General features: G+C 59.4%; 16 protein-coding genes. 3 read left to right on the top strand and 13 right to left on the bottom strand.

Annotated features, from left to right (window positions below):
• Positions 1-123 precede the first annotated feature (123 nt).
• Together zwf and pgl are read right to left on the bottom strand one after the other, a co-directional pair.
• On the bottom strand, positions 124-1,635 hold the full coding sequence (gene zwf, locus BUC26_RS07725; RefSeq protein ID WP_073374928.1) for a glucose-6-phosphate dehydrogenase: 1,512 nt from the start codon (positions 1,633-1,635) through the stop codon (positions 124-126).
• Entirely contained in the window at positions 1,632-2,312 is a 681-nt protein-coding gene (pgl, locus tag BUC26_RS07720) for a 6-phosphogluconolactonase (protein WP_073374926.1), read from the bottom strand. Before pgl ends, zwf begins: the two co-directional genes overlap by 4 nt.
• Positions 2,313-2,420: 108 nt before the next feature.
• Here pgl and BUC26_RS07715 point away from each other — a divergent pair, with 108 nt between their 5' ends.
• Together BUC26_RS07715 and BUC26_RS07710 are read left to right on the top strand one after the other, a co-directional pair.
• Positions 2,421-2,882, top strand: coding sequence for a hypothetical protein (locus tag BUC26_RS07715; protein ID WP_084540529.1), 462 nt, complete (start codon positions 2,421-2,423; stop codon positions 2,880-2,882).
• 155 nt (positions 2,883-3,037) lie between these two features.
• Positions 3,038-3,925, top strand: coding sequence for a dihydrodipicolinate synthase family protein (locus BUC26_RS07710; RefSeq protein ID WP_073374922.1), 888 nt, complete (start codon positions 3,038-3,040; stop codon positions 3,923-3,925).
• 248 nt (positions 3,926-4,173) lie between these two features.
• Here BUC26_RS07710 and BUC26_RS07705 read toward each other — a convergent pair whose 3' ends face one another.
• The 5 genes from BUC26_RS07705 to BUC26_RS07685 are packed head-to-tail and all read right to left on the bottom strand — an operon-like array spanning position 4,174 to position 10,906.
• On the bottom strand, positions 4,174-5,115 hold the full coding sequence (locus tag BUC26_RS07705) for a diguanylate cyclase domain-containing protein (RefSeq protein ID WP_073374920.1): 942 nt from the start codon (positions 5,113-5,115) through the stop codon (positions 4,174-4,176).
• A 4-nt stretch (positions 5,116-5,119) separates the two neighbouring features.
• Positions 5,120-7,939: a PAS domain-containing hybrid sensor histidine kinase/response regulator gene (locus tag BUC26_RS07700; RefSeq protein WP_073374919.1), complete on the bottom strand. Its 2,820-nt coding sequence runs from the start codon at positions 7,937-7,939 to the stop codon at positions 5,120-5,122.
• Positions 7,939-8,391, bottom strand: a complete 453-nt coding sequence (locus tag BUC26_RS07695) for a hydrogenase maturation protease (RefSeq protein WP_073374917.1) — start codon at positions 8,389-8,391, stop codon at positions 7,939-7,941. Before BUC26_RS07695 ends, BUC26_RS07700 begins: the two co-directional genes overlap by 1 nt.
• Complete coding sequence (locus BUC26_RS07690; protein WP_073374915.1) at positions 8,388-9,938, bottom strand: nickel-dependent hydrogenase large subunit; 1,551 nt, start codon at positions 9,936-9,938, stop codon at positions 8,388-8,390. The genes BUC26_RS07695 and BUC26_RS07690 overlap by 4 nt, the downstream gene beginning before the upstream one ends.
• Before the next feature lie 23 nt (positions 9,939-9,961).
• Positions 9,962-10,906, bottom strand: coding sequence for an NADH-quinone oxidoreductase subunit B family protein (locus BUC26_RS07685; protein WP_073374913.1), 945 nt, complete (start codon positions 10,904-10,906; stop codon positions 9,962-9,964).
• Between the two features lie 440 nt (positions 10,907-11,346).
• On the opposite strand from BUC26_RS07685, the gene BUC26_RS07680 reads away from it, so the two are divergent.
• Positions 11,347-12,036: a hypothetical protein gene (locus BUC26_RS07680; protein ID WP_073374911.1), complete on the top strand. Its 690-nt coding sequence runs from the start codon at positions 11,347-11,349 to the stop codon at positions 12,034-12,036.
• Here the strand turns inward: BUC26_RS07680 and BUC26_RS07675 are convergent, their stop codons facing one another.
• From BUC26_RS07675 to BUC26_RS07650, 6 genes are all read right to left on the bottom strand, one after another.
• Complete coding sequence (locus BUC26_RS07675) at positions 12,037-12,441, bottom strand: response regulator (protein ID WP_073374909.1); 405 nt, start codon at positions 12,439-12,441, stop codon at positions 12,037-12,039.
• Positions 12,438-14,747, bottom strand: a complete 2,310-nt coding sequence (locus BUC26_RS07670) for a HAMP domain-containing histidine kinase (RefSeq protein WP_073374907.1) — start codon at positions 14,745-14,747, stop codon at positions 12,438-12,440. Before BUC26_RS07670 ends, BUC26_RS07675 begins: the two co-directional genes overlap by 4 nt.
• Positions 14,747-16,021 (bottom strand): ABC transporter substrate-binding protein, encoded by a 1,275-nt coding sequence (locus BUC26_RS07665; RefSeq protein ID WP_073374906.1) that lies wholly within the window; start codon positions 16,019-16,021, stop codon positions 14,747-14,749. The genes BUC26_RS07670 and BUC26_RS07665 overlap by 1 nt, the downstream gene beginning before the upstream one ends.
• Positions 16,022-16,054: 33 nt before the next feature.
• Entirely contained in the window at positions 16,055-16,498 is a 444-nt protein-coding gene (locus BUC26_RS07660) for a response regulator (protein ID WP_073374904.1), read from the bottom strand.
• Positions 16,499-16,686: 188 nt separating this feature from the next.
• Positions 16,687-17,106, bottom strand: a complete 420-nt coding sequence (locus tag BUC26_RS07655) for a hypothetical protein (RefSeq protein ID WP_073374902.1) — start codon at positions 17,104-17,106, stop codon at positions 16,687-16,689.
• Positions 17,103-17,522 (bottom strand): c-type cytochrome, encoded by a 420-nt coding sequence (locus BUC26_RS07650; RefSeq protein ID WP_161949821.1) that lies wholly within the window; start codon positions 17,520-17,522, stop codon positions 17,103-17,105. The genes BUC26_RS07655 and BUC26_RS07650 overlap by 4 nt, the downstream gene beginning before the upstream one ends.

Here is a 17,522-nt window from a genome sequence, read left to right as displayed (position 1 = left end):
AGTTACAAATACCACAATGTATCAGCACGCACTCCTCTTGTGGCCATTAATTAATTAATTGATTGTCAAAGTGCCACCTGCCAAAACTACCCTGGTACTACATGTGTGTCAACGCTCTTTCGTTTACCCTCGTTCCCGATTCGCCTGCATGGACAAGATAGTCGGTCGGACAGCTGACGGATCGACGCTGACCCGGCGGGTAGCGGGAGTTGTCTCCACCCAGGCTCGTTGATCAGCCTCCGGAAGGCGCTCACCCTCGGCAGGTCCGGTGGAGCCGGGCTGGTAGGCGACCACCGGCGGGGCCACCGCTCTGAGGCGGTCGATAAACCGCCAACTGGCCCGCAACCAGTCCCAACGGGTGAAAAGCAGCGTATCTCCACGCATGGCACTGGCCATGATCGCCTCGTAGGCTTCCGGCGTATTGGGACCAAAGTGACAATGGTGGCAAAAATCCATCAATACCGATTCCGCCTCGTTGTCCGATCCCGGTTTTCGTACATTAAACGCCAGGGCAATACCCTCATCCGGCTGAATCCTGATGACGATCATATTCGCCCGGCCAGGCGTATCCAGACCATCGCAGCGGTGCTGTTTATAAACGATCCTGATCTCCGCATAGCGGTGGGCGAGCCGCTTGCCGGTGCGCAGATAGAACGGCACCCCCTGCCAGCGCGGTGTATCGACGAAGGTACGCAGGGCCACATACGTCTCGGTAACGGACTCCGGCGCCACACCGTCCTCGTCGCGATAGGCGCGGATGTCCCGATCACCGATCCGTCCGGCACCGTATTGGCCGAGAACTACGTCCGCAGTCTCAGGTGGGCGAAGATGTTCGACGACGCGGGCGGCCTCGTCGCGGATCGCGTCGGGATCATTGCTGGTCGGCGGTTCCATGGCGGTAAACGAGAGTAATTGCAACAGGTGGTTTTGCAGCATGTCACGGATTGCCCCGCTGTGATCATAGTAACCGGCCCGTTCTTCCACCCCGAGGGTTTCGCTGACGGTAATCTGCACGTTGTCGATGGCATCCCGGTTCCAGGCACAGCAAAAAATCTCATTGGCAAACCGCAGGAAGAGAATGTTCTGTACCAACTCCTTGCCCAGATAGTGATCGACGCGAAAGATATCCTCCTCACGCAGCACCGCGGAAATCGAATCATTCAAGCGCTTGGCCGAATCGAGATCTGCACCGAACGGTTTTTCAAAAACCACCCGCAGCCAGCCGTCTCCGCTTACCAGCGGTTTGATCAAGTCGGCAACGGCACCAAAGGCGCCGGTCGGCAGGGCCAGATAAAAGAGTTTATTGCCGCCGCACCGGTAATCTCGCGCAACCGCCTGCAGCACCTCGGTCAACTGCTCGGCCGTTCCGGTCTGCAGATCGAACTGCCGATAGTGGAGCAGCCGTGAGAAACGCTCAATCAGTTCCGGCTCGTCACCCGGCAGAAACCGCTCAACCTGCAGTCTCTCAAGAAAATCGGACGGCAAGATATCTCGGCGGCCGAGGCAGACAATCGGCATGCCATCGGTCACCTCGCCACGCCTGAGCAATCGCAGCAAGCCCGGCAGTAGCTTCCTCCTGGCCAGGTCTCCGGTAGCTCCGAAGATAACGATCATCTGTGGTTCCGGCTTCGTCATAGTTCATCTCCACAATCGGTCAGGACAAAATGTTCCTGCACCCCTTTGATCAATCGTGCCGGACACTGCTCTATGGGGCCTTCTTCATTGAGGTAGTCGTGAAACGCCGCCCGTTTTTCGTGCCCGACAAAGAGTAGTACGGCGGTGCCCGAAGCACCAATCAACCGTGGTGAAGCGCTCATCCGACCAGGCGGCGGTTTCGGGGCTGTCCCGGTCAGCAGAAAAAACGGTGCAGTGCTGCGAATCGTCTCGTGGTTGGGAAACAGCGAGGCGATATGCCCATCAGCCCCGGCCGACAGCAGCGACACATCGAAACAGCCACCGAAATCCGTGAGCAACTGGTGGTAGCGCTCTAGCGCGGCCGGGCCGTCTTCCGGGTCATAGCGAAAGGGGTGCAGGTTGTCCGGCGGGAAATACGGCTGTACAAAAGATGAAACGAGTTGAAAGTTGCTGTCCGGGTGATCGAGCGGCACCAATCGTTCATCGACCATGAACAGATGCACTCGTTTCCAGTCTACCAACTCCCGGCCGAGTTGCGCGAGAACCGGCCCGACGCTGGAACCGCCTACGACACCAAGCACCGCCAGATCGCGGGCACCGATGGCCTGGCGGAGCGCCTCGGCAACCAGCCAGGATGCTTTTTGCCGAACTTCCGCCCGTTGTGCCCTGATAATCATTGTGCCTTCCCGGTGGATTTTTTCGCAACTCGTATGTATCATCGTATAGCAGAAGAACGTACAAAAGACAACCGACTGTCGAGCGACTCCGGCTACCACCGCCACCTCATGACAAAACCAGCCCAACCCGTCACCGTTTTCGGCATCCCGATCAAACCGGTACTCTTTTTTGCCGTCATTGCCGGTATCGTCCTGACCGACATCGATTATCACCGTATTATCGAGTCTTCAGGGAAGCTACCGTTCACCGAGCAGCAGGAAACGGATTCCGGACAATCAAGCACGGGGGGGCCGCGGGATATCGTCGCCACACCGGAGATGATCGCCCGCGCCCGGCAGAAGCTTGAGGCCGCGCGCCGGGATGAACGGGAAAACGCACTCCATCCCGCTGCCGCCGATCGTTTTTATTACATTGTCGAGCTTTATTCGGGCGGTGACCTCGAGTCAACTGAGTTGACCATCCATCCCGACCGAATCGTCCTGACCTCCGCATCAGGAATCAAGACCGTCATTGAACGCCGATCCGTCAAGAACATCCACCGCATCAAACTCCCGCCGGATCGTCCCTGAAAAACACCGACCGTTCACCCCCGCCGGTGAGCGCCGTCTTGCCCGTGCGCTCCCGGCGCGGTATACTTACTTGACGCGATGCATATCGGACACTGCAGGACCGGCACGCTATCTGCTTACCCCGGCGCACACCCACAATCAAACCAGGAGTCTCCATGTCCACCGACCATTTCCACGGCGTCTTTCCCTATATCGTTTCACCGATCACCCCTGCCGGCGACATCATCGAAGACGTGCTGACACGGCTCTGTGATGATCTCATCAAGGCCGGCGTCCATGGGCTGACACCGCTCGGCTCGACCGGCGAATTCGCTTACCTGTCCTGGACACAGCGCCGGCGCATCGTCGAGGTCGTAATCGCCGCCGCAGCGGGCCGAGTGCCGGTAATCGCCGGCGTCGCCTCGACTACCATCGACGATGCAACCCGGCAGGCACGCGAATTTGAAAATCTCGGCTGCGACGGTATACTGGCCATCCTCGAGGCCTATTTCCCAATCTCTGAAGATGGGGTCTACCACTATTTCAAAGCGATTGCCGATAGCGTTTCGCTGCCCGTCGTACTCTACACCAACCCCAACTTCCAGCGTTCCGATCTAAGTCTGCCGACCATTGAACGACTCAGTCACGTTGCCAATATCGGTTACATCAAAGATGCCTCGTTCAATACCGGCCGGTTGCTGTCGATTATCAATCGGGTTGAGGGACGGATGCAGGTCTTTGCCGCCTCATCACATATCCCGGCCTGCGTGATGATGATCGGCGGAGTCGGCTGGATGGCCGGGCCGGCCTGCCTGGCACCGGCGCAAAGTGTGGAGTTGTACGAATTGTGCCGCAGCGGTGACTGGCAAACCGCCATGGAGCGGCAACGACGGCTATGGGGCTTGAACCAGGCCTTTGCCCGCTACAATCTGGCCGCCTGCATCAAGGGAGGATTGCAATTGCAGGGCTATCCGGTCGGCGATCCGCTGGAACCGCAGACGCCGTTGTCCGAACAGGGCAAAGAGGAAGTGGGTCGGGCACTACGCGCCATAGGGGCGCTGTAACGAATTTTTCCTGCAAAGCAAACACAGCCGACAAAAATTCTTCGACAAGGGTCGCACCAGCGCAACAGCGATATTCCCCTGAATAAACGGCCAGCGGGGGTTGAACTGTTCTGCAGCAGCCGTTGTCATCTCGGTGCAAGCTACCGCCGGGCATTGAAAAAACAGCCCCGAAAATCTTCCGGGATTGCCTGAGATGGATGGATGGGAGAGAGGGAGGAAAGATCCCTCTTCTCAGTCCCCTGGTTCTGTTACGCCGATAGCGGCAGCACGGTCTCCCCTCTGATAACGCTGCCGACCACCCGATTGCGGCCTCCCTCCTTGGCCCGATAAAGGTTCTGGTCGGCGGTGGCCAGAAAGGTCTTATGAGAAGAAGCAATGGCCGGGTGGATGGTGGACAGGCCGATACTGACCGTCACGTAATCGGCCGCCCGGGAATGGTGATGGACGATATTCAGGTCGGCAATCTTTTTCAGTGAGTACCGGGCCACCTGCATCGCTCCTTCATGATCGGTCTCCGGCATCAGCATCACGAACTCTTCACCGCCATACCGGGCAATGAAGTCGGCCGGCCGGCGCAGCACGTCGGAGAGGGCCTTGGCAATCCGTTGCAGGGCAAGATCCCCCATCGCATGGCCGTAGTGATCGTTGTACTGCTTGAAATAGTCGACATCAATCATTGCCAGCGAGAACGGACTGCCGCTCCGCAGCGAACGCTCCCATTCTTTTTTGAATTCTTCTTCAAAGCGCCGTCGGTTGCAGATCTCGGTCAACCCGTCGAGATGCGCCAGCTGATCGAGCAGTTTGTACTGGTGGATAATGCGCAGATGGTTGCGAATGCGGATTTTGACGATCGGCGGGGAAAACGGTTTGGTGATATAATCGACGGCGCCGAGCCGCAATCCGAATTCCTCATCTTCGATAGAGCTGAGCGCGGTAACGAAAATCACCGGGATATTCTTGGTCTTATCGTTGTTTTTCAGATACTTGATAACCTCGTATCCACCCATCTGCGGCATGATCACATCGAGCAGGATCAGGTCCGGCGGCGTCTCGCTGAGCGCATGCTGAATCGCCTGGTCGCCGTTGCGGGCCAGCACCGGGACATACTCATCCTTGAGCAGGTCGGCGAGGACCTTGAGGTTCATTTTCTCATCATCGACGATCAAAATACGCGGGTTATCGAATATCATCTTGTCAGTCCGTCCGGTGTTCCATATGCTGCAGCAATTCACGGGTCAAAGCAGCCGCATCATCGTATTCTATATCATCAATCGCAGCACCAATCGTGCCAAGTAATTCGTCGACCCCAGCCCCGGAAAGTAGCCCCTTGATATCGTCGAAAATCTGTTCGGCCGCCGCTTCTCCCCGTTCCAACTGGCCGACCAACTCGTGCAGAATCTCCAGTTTCCGGTCGATGTCGAGATCCTCCGGCCGGTCCCCGTCAGCCGTTTTCGGTTCCAGCGGCGGCAGCGCCGACAGAGCTGACAGCACGGAATCGAGCGCATCGATAAAGACCGGCAGCAGACCACCGGCCTCGTCGCGGCGCTGCTCCTTTAACAGCTCTTCCAATTCCCGGGCCGTCGCTCCCAGGTCCGGGGCCCCGATATAGCCGGCAATCCCCTTAACGGTGTGGGCGTAGACAGCTATCTGCTCCCATTGTCCGGTCTCGGACAACTCTCTCAGGCGAGTCGGCAGCAATGCATATTCATGCTTGAACTCATAAAGCATCTTGCGAAACAGGGACGTACTGCCGTTGAGTATCCGGATCGCCTGCTCGCTGTCGATCCCCGGAAGTTCCGGCAGGACGCAGCCATCGGCCGACTCCGCCACCGGCTCCTCCCGACCGGCTGCCATTGTGCCGTTTGTGGGCCGAATCCACTGCTTGAGCGCCTGGTAGAGAATTTTCTGGTCGATTGGCTTGGTGATATGGTCATTCATGCCCGCTGCCAAGCTTTTGTCGCGATCACCGGTCATCGCGTGGGCGGTCATCGCGATGATCGGCAGGTCGCGGTGGAGCGGTTTACGACGGATCCGCCGGGTCGCTTCGAGGCCGTCCATCTCCGGCATCTGGATATCCATGAGGACTAGGTCGAAAGATTGTTCTTCCAGCGCCTGCAGGGCCTGACGGCCGTTGCCGGCGATTGTTACCGCCATGCTGACGTTGCGCAGGAATTCGGCGGCAACCTCCTGGTTGATAATATTGTCGTCAACCAGCAGGATGCGGGCCCCGCTGATGTCGCCCAGGTCGACCTGCTGATTTCGTTCCGTACCTCCGCTAACTTCGGAATCGGTTTCCACCCCTATGATATCGAGCAGGGTATCGTGCATGATCGAGGCATAGACCGGCTTGAGCAAAAACGCGTCGAGACCGGCATTCTTGGCTTCGACATAGGCATCCTCGCGGGCGTTGGCGGTAACCATCAGCATAGCCGGGATACGGGCGATTTCGGCGTTGGCCTTGATCCGTCGGGCTGTTTCGATCCCGTCGATGCCGGGCATTATCCAATCGAGCAGGATCACGTCATAGGATTGCCCCGCCCGGGTCTGCTCTTCGAGCAGGGCTATGGCCGATTCCCCGTCGACCGCGGTGTCGACCTCGATTCTCAGGGAACGCAGCATCGAGGCGAGCACGTCGCGCGCGATCGAATTGTCGTCGACGACAAGCGCCCGCAAACCGCCCAATTGCTCGAGCAGTTTCGGCCGGGCCAGCGATTGCCGCTCCGGGCACTGCAAGCGGGCGGTAAAGATAAACTCGGCGCCCTTGCCCGGCTCGCTCTCGACCCGGATCGTACCGCCCATTAGCTCGGTCAATTGCTTGCAGATGGCCAGTCCCAGACCGGTGCCGCCATATCTGCGAGTGATGGAATCGTCGGCCTGGCTGAAGGCGGAAAACAGGGAGCCGATCTGTTCCATGGCCAGGCCGATGCCGCTGTCTTTCACCGAGAAACGAATCCCCAAGTCGTTGCCCTGGCGCCGTTCGACCCCGACGGATATGACGATTTCTCCGTGCTCGGTGAATTTCACCGCATTACCGGCCAGATTCATTAGGATCTGGCCAAGGCGCAGCGGGTCGCCGATCAATTGATGGGGCACCTGCGGATCGACGCGAAAGAGAAATTCCAGCCCTTTCTTCTCGGCCTGCATACCGACGACATTGGCGACGTTGCCGAGAATGTCTTCGAGATTGAAAACCACTTTTTCCAGATGCAGCCGGCCGGCATCAATCTTGGAAAAATCGAGGATATCGTTGATCAGATGGAGCAGGGTGTTGGCCGAGCCGATCAGTTTTTCAACGTAGTTACGCTGTTTTGATTCGAGCGCTGTCTTCTCCAGCAAGGAAGCCATGCCGATGATGCCGTTCATCGGTGTGCGGATCTCGTGGCTCATCCTGGCGAGGAAATCGCCCTTGGAGGCATTGGCCGACTCCGCCGCTTCCTTGGCCTCGATCAATGCTCCCTCCATCTCTTTCTGCAGGGTCATATCCATCGCCGCAAACAGGTAACCGGCCACCCGGCCGTCCGGATTGAGCAGCTGAGTTACCGACAGGCTCACCGGCAGATGAGTGCCGTCCTTGCGCAAGTAGACCCACTCCCGAGCCCGGCTCTGCTTCTGTTTGACGATCTGGTCGAAGACCTCCATGCCCCGCAGCACAGACCCGCCTACACCGCTGATCTTTTCACCATAGCGTTGCAGTTCTTCGGGCAGGTGCAGGGAGAGAATGGTTCGCTCGCCGATCATCTCCGTCGGCCGATAGCCGAGCAGGGTAGCGGCGCCCTTACTGAACAACCGGATGGTGCCGTCCAGATCGGTAGCGACGATCGACAATTGGGTGGCGGCGTCGAGAACGGCCTGGCGCTCGGCATTGGCGACCTGGAAACGGTGCAGCATCCGCTCCGTCTGCTCGAACTGGCGAACCACGAAGTCGGCGGTGGTCTGCGCCGCCTCCCTGGCCACACGGATCTCCTGGCGGAGCATATTGATTTCCTGCTGCAATTCTTCGCGGCTCTTTTCCATCACCGGCTTCCCTGTAAACCGTGGCGCGCCACCTCGATGCTGAGCCGGGCGGCCCGTTCGATCAGCTGCGCATCATATGTCCCTTCAATGCCGACCACGGCGATCTCCCGGGGCATCTCTCCGTCGCAGACCTGCGGCAGGACGGCCAGCAGGTAACCGATGCCGGCCCCATGGTCGAACCGATGTTGCTCCGGCCAGGTCGAAATCTCAGCACCGTCGAGCAGGACGAGCCGATCGGCGTCGTTATCGACAAAACCGCTGACCGCATCGACAAACACCACCCTCCCACCGCGCTCAAGCAGTGGCAACAGGTTCAGTCCCTGCAGGCCACCGTCGACGAGGTCGATCTCACCGGTTGGCAGAGCAAGCTCTCGCAGCCGATCGTATACCGTCGGACCGGCCGCATCCGCCGGTACGAATCGGTTGCCGATACAGATGATCGTCGCCTTCACCGGTTGCTGTCGATCTTCATCCGCCCAGTGCGGCGCCCGCTCTGCAAACAGTGAACGGCACAGACCAGACAGGGGTCGAAGGAGCGCACCACGTGTCCGGCCGCCACCGGGTTGGCCTGATCGGCAATCGGTGTGCCGATGAGCGCTTCCTCCCAGGCGCCGCGCCGTCCTTCGCTATCCCGCGGCGATCCGTTCCATGCAGTCGGGGTAATTATCTGGTAGTGACTGATCTTCTCGTCCCGGACCTTGACCCAATGGCCCAGCGCGCCTCGCGCCGCTTCCACCATGCCGACCCCTTCACCGTCGGGAATCATCTTGACCGAGCGGTAGAACAGGTCCATACAATGCTGCCGCAACTCGTCGGCCCACACCCTCATCGGCGGCAGCAGCGCGGCAGGACGGACAAACCGCGCCAACTGCCGGGCAAAAACGCTCGGCCCTTGCCGCTCGATCAGGTCTTTGAACAGGGGCCGGCCGTCGATGATCATCTCGGCCAGCGGCCCGGTCTCCGCCACCTGGCCGTCGTAACGTGGAGCCTTGACCCAGGAATAGACCTGGCCGCTGTGTCCCGAAGCATACGGCTTGGTCTCGCCGTCGAAGGGGTGAAGTGGTGGTTTGCCCGGAGCGAACCAGGAGTGGGAGGTATCTTCGGTGATCTTACCGGCGTCCAACGGGAAGACCTCGGCGCCCTCGGCCCAGCCGGCCCGCGATACCTTGCCGTCGAAACCGCCGACCGTGGTGTCTTCCGGCAGCACCAGGTTGCCATACGAGAGAAACCGGTTCGGCCCCCGACCCAGCAGGTGCAGGTCGGACTGCCGGGCGATGCGCAGGAAGAAACCGAGTTCGCTGTCCTGGTGGGCATCATTCTCTTCCAGCCAGTTCTCCAGATCGGTCACGCTGCCGACCTGCTGCCAGCGCTCCAGGCTGCAGCCGAGAATGGTCCGCTCATACCAGGCGATAAAGCGCTCGATGATGATCCGGCACTGCAAGATTTTCGACACGTCAGGCATCGAGGTGACTCCACCGGGCACCATGAACGACGTATGGGGCCACTGGCCCCCGATGATCGCCACCCCCTGCAACAGCCGCTTGGTCTCTCGAACCACCTCGATCGCTGCCCGGCCGGCCAGCGGGCTGTAGCGCTCACAGGCATCCTCCAGCAGCGGCAGGTCATGATAGGCCTGCCGGTTGGCGAAATCGACCATAAACATCAGGATACTCTGCCGAACGTCGCTCTGGATGGTTTCCATCATCAACGCCAGGTTACGGAGCCGCCAGGCATTGTCGGGCGGCTCCACGCCGGCGATCGCATCCAGCGCCGCAACCGCGGCGGACAGATGGGTCAGGCTGCAGATACCGCAGACCCGGGGCGTCACAACCAGACCGTCCAGTGCTCCGCGACCACGCATCATCGCCTCAAAACCGCGATACATCGTACCGGCACTCCAAGCCTCGGCAACGACACCGTCTTCGATCTCGACCCGAACCTCCAAGTCGCCCTCGGCCCGGTTGAGGGGAATATTGACTCCCCGGGTGACTATGCTCATAGGTTGTCGCCTTTAGCTCTTGATTATACTTTGGATGTGCGCTTTTTCAGATGGTCCGGCGCCGCCGCAGCGGCCATGCCCTTGTAGACCATGTAATGGGCACGATTGACCCCCATCGGCAACGAGATCGGAATCCCTTCGATATTGGGGGTCTGGAAAAACGGCGTGGCTCGTGGAAAGTCGGGATCGGTGCAGCCGAAACACGGCACGCCGGCACGCGGCTTGGAAGATTGCTGATTCCACAACAGCTTATTGCACGGTCCCGGAACCAGCGGCCCGGCGCAGCCCATGTGGAAGAAAAGACAGCCCAACTCACCGAAATCGGACTCTTCCACCCGATATTCGTGATACTCGTTGCGGGTACAGCCCTGGTGCACAGTGGTACCGAACCATTCGATGGGCCGCTGATATTGATCGAGTTCAAGATTGACGCCGCTGGCCGCCGAGATCAAGGCCCCGGCAATCACATCATGGTGGCAGGGGCAACCGGCCAGATTGATGACCGGCTGGCCACTGGCCGAGCGGAAATCGCTGCCGAGCAGTCCGCCCCGCTGTTTCCTGGCGAATTGCAGTCCAATGGCCTCGATCACCTGGTCGTTGCCGAATCCGCCGAAACAGGCGCAGGTGCCGACCGCCATGACCAAGCCGGCCTGACCGGCAAGATTGTAGATCATTTCTTTTTTGGGCTGACCATCTTTGGTATCGAACATCCCGGTACCGGCCGGCCCGCAGATCACCGACCCCTCAACCATCAGGATATCCAGCGGCTGCTCACCGGCCAGGATGTCGGCAAGGAGTCGCGCGTGCTCCGCCGGCGACAGGTTGGAAAGCGAGGGATGCCACAGCAACTCAAGCTCGAGTCTTCGAAATAACTCGATGATATTGGGGAACTCACTGCTGAGAAAGGAGAAAGTATCCCCACCGCAGCCGCCCCCTTGCAACCAGTACACCGTTTTCTGTCGTTTCATCGCGATGCCACGCCGAACAAAAACGTCGGGAATCCGCGGAATGGTTCGACATCATTTCCACGGAAGCAGATGTTTCGTAAAAACCGCCTGATCAGACCGGCCAACCTGTAGATTCCTGCCAGCGAGGAGGCTTACCGGCACTGCCTGAACTGATTTTCACAAAGCCGTCAAGCCACGGGTGACAACGTCGAAATGCTAGCTGATAGCGATAGATTTTACAAGGTTTCCGTCGCCTGCCTTGCACATTTTCCCGAGACCGACGAACAGACGCGGGCCGGCCTGTCGGCCATGCTTGATCAATCGGAAATGTTGAATCTCAACGAAAACATGGTACAACGGTGCTCATGATCGTCGACGCCCGCTAAAACCACCACCCCGGCCGGCAGCCCTGTCACACGGGCACGGCGGTCTCGAACCGGAACCATGAGGACTGCTCAACAATGAACAGGCATTTTGATAATTATCTGAAATTGCTCGTATTGATCGGCATCGGCATCTTCCTGGTCGCCGTGGCGGCAAGCCTGTTGCCGGCGGAGACGGGAGCCGCGCTGGTGCGTGAAAATGGATCGGTGGAATCGGCAACAGCAGTACTCTATCTGATCGCCGCGTTCTGGCTGCTGGCGCGCAGCTTCCGGGACAATCCGCGCTGGCACCTGACGGCCGGACTGATGGTCGTCCTGTTGCTGCTGCGCGAGTTGGACGCACATGCCCGTTTCACGACGATGGGGGTACTCAAATCCCGTTATTACCTGAGCCCCGACGTCCCGGCCGGTGAAAAAGCCGTGGTCTCCGTCGTGATGATTTTGCTGCTGATCGTCGTACTGCGTTTCGTCTGGCGCGCTGCGCCGTCATTCTTCCGTGCCGTACGCCACCGGCAGGCCCCATCGGTGGCCATTGCAGCGGCGATCGGAACGGCCGTGGTCAGCAAGACACTGGACAGCTTTTCCGGCCCGATCCGGCATGTGCTCAGGCCACTGTACCACGACTCAAAAACCTACCTGCGAGTCTACGAAGAAATCTTTGAATTGGCTATTCCGCTGTTTATCCTGCTCGCCCTCCTCTTTTCCACAGCCAGCCGAAGAGACTCGACCAAAGAATCTGGGGTCGACGCTTCCCGGCCAACCGGTTGATCAGACAGATTGATCGTCGGCCGCCAACTCCGTGAGCAGTTCACGGACCCTGGCCAGGATCAGGTCCATCCCGCACGGTTTGAAAAAGACGTCCCGTTCGGAGATGCCGACTGAGCGGAGGTGTTCGGAGACCGGCAGATCGACCGAACCGGTATGTACGATGAAGCGACGACAGTTCCCGGCCGCCGCCGCCGCACGGATAAATGACTCGCCATCCATACCGGGCAATCTGATATCGACGATGCAGACCTCGGCCGGTTCACCGGCCAGCATCTCCAGAGCCAACTCCCCGCTCTCTGCCGCATCGACACGAAACTCATCGAAGTCCTCGAAATAGAGCAGCATATGCTCCCTGATCTGCTGTTCATCCTCAACGATGAACACGTTCGGCAGCAGTGTGCTCATATTTCACCCTTCGGATCGCTATCCGCCGGTAGCTCGATGATAAAGCGGCTCCCGCCTCCCGGCGGCGATTCCGCCCGCATCCGGCCGCGATGACTCTGGGTGATGATAAAATAGGAGACGGACAGGCCAAGGCCGGTACCAATTCCGGGTGGCTTCGTCGTATAGAACGGCTCGAAAATCCGGCGCCGAATCGCCTCGGTCATACCCGGTCCATTGTCCGCGATGACGATCCGCACCGCCCCGGAAAGACCAGTCACGGAGAGATCGATACGCGGCGAGACCACCGGCGGCTCGGCTTCGGCAATGGCCTGAGCAGCGTTGCGCAGCAAATTGAGAAAAACCTGCTCGATCTCGGTCGCAATGCAGGAAATAGAGGGCACGTTCTCTGCAACCCTGACATCAACCTGAATCTTTTTGAAGTCGTAACATTTTTCCAAATCGTAATCGCTGCGCGCCAGGCTCAGTGCCTGATAAATCAATTGCTCTAGGTCACAGAGTCCCCGCTTGGCATCGCTGCGCCGGCTGAAATCGAGCATATGCCGTACAATATCGGCAGCCCTGAGAGCGGCGCTCTGAATATCTCCGATAAATCGATCGAGCTTACGGATCCGCAGATATTCATTCATTTGTGCCAGGTCGAGGCCGACGCTCTCGGCAACGGCACGATTCTTGGCAAAATCAATCCTGGTGCGATTTTCCAGATTCTGGGCAGCCTGGAGAATAATACCCAAAGGGTTGTTGATCTCATGGGCGATACCGGCGGCAATGCCGCCCATGGAAACCATCTTCTCGGTTTGCACCATCATCTCCTGCAACAGCCTCGTTTCGGTGATATTGCGCATCACGGTCAGTAGAAACGACTCGCCGCCAAGCGTCAACGTAATGCTGGACAGCGAACAGATCAGCGCCGTCCCGTTTTTATGACGAACACCGACCTCCGCGTTTTCCAGATGTTCGCCGGCACGCAGCCGGCGAAAAATCGCCGCTCGCTCCGCGGTCTCTTGATAGATGCCGAGCGCCAACGTGGTCCTGCCGAGACATTCCTCCCTGGAATAACCGTAGAGGCCGGTAAACGCCTTGTTGACGTCATGGATCGCCTCACTGTCAAGGTGGACCAGCAAGATCGCCTCCGGGGACAACTCGAAGAGCGTTCGGAATTTTTCCTGGGATTTCCGCAGTTCGTCCTCGGCCCTCCTGCGTTCGGTAACGTTGACGGTCATCGACAACATGCTGGCTTCACTGCCAAAGGTAATCGGAACCGAGGAGAACAGAATTTGTTCCCAGGATCCATCCGGCCGCAAGATTTCCATATCCCGATTAAAGACGCCGCCTTCTTTGATCACTGCCCGCCGGATCGACGCCGCTTCCCGCGGCGGCACCATCGACAGCCGGTCCGGTTTGAGCCTCCCAGACGGCTCTTTGCTAATGCCCCATCGCCGAATGAAAACCTCGTTGGCGTCAAGCAGCCTGCCGTCTTCCAGACTGGTCACGACGATAGCATACGGGGCATGATCGAAGACCGACTTGAATCGCTGTTCGCTGTCGCGCAGCGCCCGGTTCGTCTCGTCCAGCCGCCGATAGGACTGGTTCAGCCGGTCCGTCATACTCTGGAAGGTCCTGGCGAGGCCCCCGACCTCCCGACCAGAGCCTTCGAGGTTGTCGAGCGGCAAAAGCCTACCGGCCTCCAGCGAGCTTACGGCAGCACCAAGCTCACGCAGCGGGGCAATAACGAACCGCCGCAAACGCCACCGCAACAGGGTCAACATGCTCAACAGCGTCACCAGCAGCAGAATCGACAGAAAAATGAAAAACATGCGCAACTGCCCGCGCAGCACGGACAAGTCGTAGACGATAGCCAGCCAGCCCATGTTCTCGCCCATTGCTCGAATCTGCCGGGTAAAAAACAGGGTGTCGAACCCGCCGGCCACTCGGTAGCCGCCACCGGCACGCAGATCGGCGGCGGGCAGCTCCGGTGCCGGACGGCCCGACTCTGCAGCACCTTTCTGGGTGACGTGAACCAATCTGCGGAACTGTATGTCGTAGAGGCTGATGGAAATCACATGCTGCAGCGAGACCATGTCCTGCAGGCGCAGCCGCAGGGCCGTAATTCGCCTCTCGAACAACTCGTTGGCCAGATCACTCTGCTCGGTGGAGACAATGGCATCGAGCAGTTGGTAGACGGTATCGATATGGTCGTTTCGCCAACGAAGCTGCATGAAAAAGCCGACGGCGACGAACAACAGCGCGATAACGAGAAAAGTGAGCAAGATGTCACGTTTGATTCGGTCGTCGATGCTCCCGCTCATCACTGGGGCTCCATACGCGTGACATAAGCCGCCCCGGCGTTCGTGATTCGCAGAACGACAATAGCCTTTGCCGGATCCCGCGACCCCCGAAAGGAGATGGTGCCGCTGGCGCCGGGAAAGTACCGTGTTGCCGCTAGTGCTTCACGAATGGCGGCACGGTCGAAACGACCGGCCCGCCTGACGGCATCGACAAACAGATTGAGCGCGTCATATTCGGTCGCATTGCCGGTATCCATCATGCCGAGCGCCTCGTCGCCGTAGTGCGCGCCCAGGGCGCTCAGCAAGGTGCGACTGGACGGCGTGCCAATGGCCGGATGCCAGTGCGAAGTGTGGTAATTATCCCCCGGCAGCGGGCCGAGATGGGCATTTTGCTCGATGCCGGTCCATCCGTCGCCGCCGAGAAAGGGCATGGTCAGGCCAATCCGGCGGGCCTGCCGGAGAATCAATCCGACATCCCCGGTATACCCCGGGACAAAAACGAGATCCGGAGAAGCTCTCTGCACCGCGGTCAACTGCTCGGCAAAATCGACAGAGGTCTGCAGGTACCGAAGCTGCACCTCGACCCGCCCACCTCGACCCGCAAACCGCTCGATGAATTCGGCGCTCAGGGTCTCGCTGTAGATGTCGTCGGCAATGGTCAGGACCGCCATCCGGCGCGCTTCCAGGTTTTCCCAGGCAAACCGGGCCAAGGCCTCAGCCTGGAAATCGTTGGTGTAGCAGACCCGAAAGATATAATCGCCGAGCCCGGTCACCCCGTTGGCCGTCGCTGTCGTAGCAATCATTGGGATGCCTGCTGCTTGCAGGATCGGTGCCATCACCATGGCCTGTGAGCTCCATGACGGCCCGATGACCGCCAGCACATCGGCCTGTACGACCTGCTGGGCTGCCCGGCGAGCCCCGAGCACGGTGCTGCTGCTGTCAAACTCGAGCACCTTGATCGGCCTGCCGAGCACGCCGCCGCGATCGTTGACCATTTTGGCCGCCAGCTGAACCATGTCATAACTCGGCAAGCTCTGCAGGCTACCGTGCCCGGTGCGGGCGAAAACAGCGGCAACGATAACCGGCTCCGGCGATTGCGCAGCCACGGGCTGAAAAGCCCCGGCCCACAAGCACCAGCCGATCAAAACCGGCAACAGCAGCGGCACGCAGAGAGACGCCGCCGGCGAAGAGATCCACTCTGAAAAACGGATAGGCGCCCCCTTCACGAACTGCTGGTTTGAATTCCCCCATGCAAGGCACTGCAGATCTTCTTCGACAACGAGCACTCCGGGCATTTCTTGGCTCCCCGACACAAGGGACCTACTCTTTCAGATGGAAACCCGCCGATGCGCCGCTTCGGGGACTACTCCGTTCCGATCGCTGTCCAGCACCTCGGTTACTTTGGCCAGCAATTCACTGAGCAGATAGGGTTTGCCGATAAACCCGGCACCACCCTCGGCGATGATCTCGGCTTCCTGACCCGGTGCCGAATAGCCGCTGGCGACAAGGACCCGAACGCCGGGATCGAGTGCGAGCAATTTCCGCAGACACTGATACCCGCCCATGCCCGGCATGTTCAGATCGAGAATGATCATATCGATGGTCTCCGCCAGATCACCATACAGCGACAGCGCCTCCTCCCCGCTGGCAGCCAGCAGGACCTGGTAGTCGAAATCGTCCAGAGCTTCGGCGGTCAAGGCGCGGATCTCGGCCTCATCATCGACCACCAGTATCGTAGCCCGGCTTTCCGGCACCAACTCGCTATCGCTCATAACGCTTCTAAACCGGTCAACGCGGTGTCGGTTGCTGCATCGCTGATCTCCCCTGAAAACAACTCCATCCTCATCTTTTCTATCATCTCAGAGAGTCAATTGCAATTTCAGCAGGTTTTTTTGCTGATCATGACACTCCGAACGGTGCCGGCGGACAGGGGCGTGCATGACGGCTGACACACCGGTACTCACCGGACGAGCAGCCGCTCCGCCCGATCGATGCTGGCCGCGATCGCGTCACTGACCAGCTGAATTTTTCGTCGCTCATCGAGCAGGTAGTCCCCGGCCTGCTGCAGCGCCTCGTCGCTCTGCGGCGGCCGGTACTCACGCATCCAGGTCATCATCTGACGATGGGCCTGCTGCAGCGCCTCGATCGCGGCACCAATCTCCGGGTCCGGGCCACTCCCGCCGGCGCGCCCTTCCAGTTGCAATCGCAGCTCGTGCATCTGCGTCATCTTGGCCATCGCCTCGTCGTGAACGGTCATGACATCTTCTGCAAGGATTCGGTTTTCCTCGACTTCTTGGTTTTGGCAGGCCACCGCCAGAACGAGAAAAGACGCCAGCAGCAGCCGCCACCGCACCGACCCGACCACATGAGAAGCGATCATTTGCAGTCTTCCAACCACGTCTCCACCTCGATTGCTCTGTTTTCGTCACCCCACAGGGCTTGCATATGGGAAATGATCCGGGCTATTTCGCCGGCCGACAGAAGGGAATTGCCGGGCATGACCTGGTTGAAGACCCGTCCGTCAACAACGATCTCGCCGCGCAGACCGTACCGGATAATACACGGCAACACTTCCGGTTCATCGGCAAGAATCCGGCTACGGGCAAGCGGTGGGTAGAGACTGCGGAATCCCTCCCCCGCCGCACCGTGGCATGAAGAACAATGCTCAGCGAACAGTGCCGATCCGCTGCCGGCGGTCGCCGGCACCGTCTCGGCCGCGGCGAGGCCTCCGGCCGTCCAGACAAGCGCCGCAACCACAACCGGCAACGCAGCGGCAACTCGCTTAGCGAGATTCAC

This window comes from Desulfofustis glycolicus DSM 9705, from assembly GCF_900130015.1.
GTDB classification, from domain to species: domain Bacteria; phylum Desulfobacterota; class Desulfobulbia; order Desulfobulbales; family Desulfocapsaceae; genus Desulfofustis; species Desulfofustis glycolicus.
This window is presented reverse-complemented; position numbering and strand designations above follow the sequence as displayed.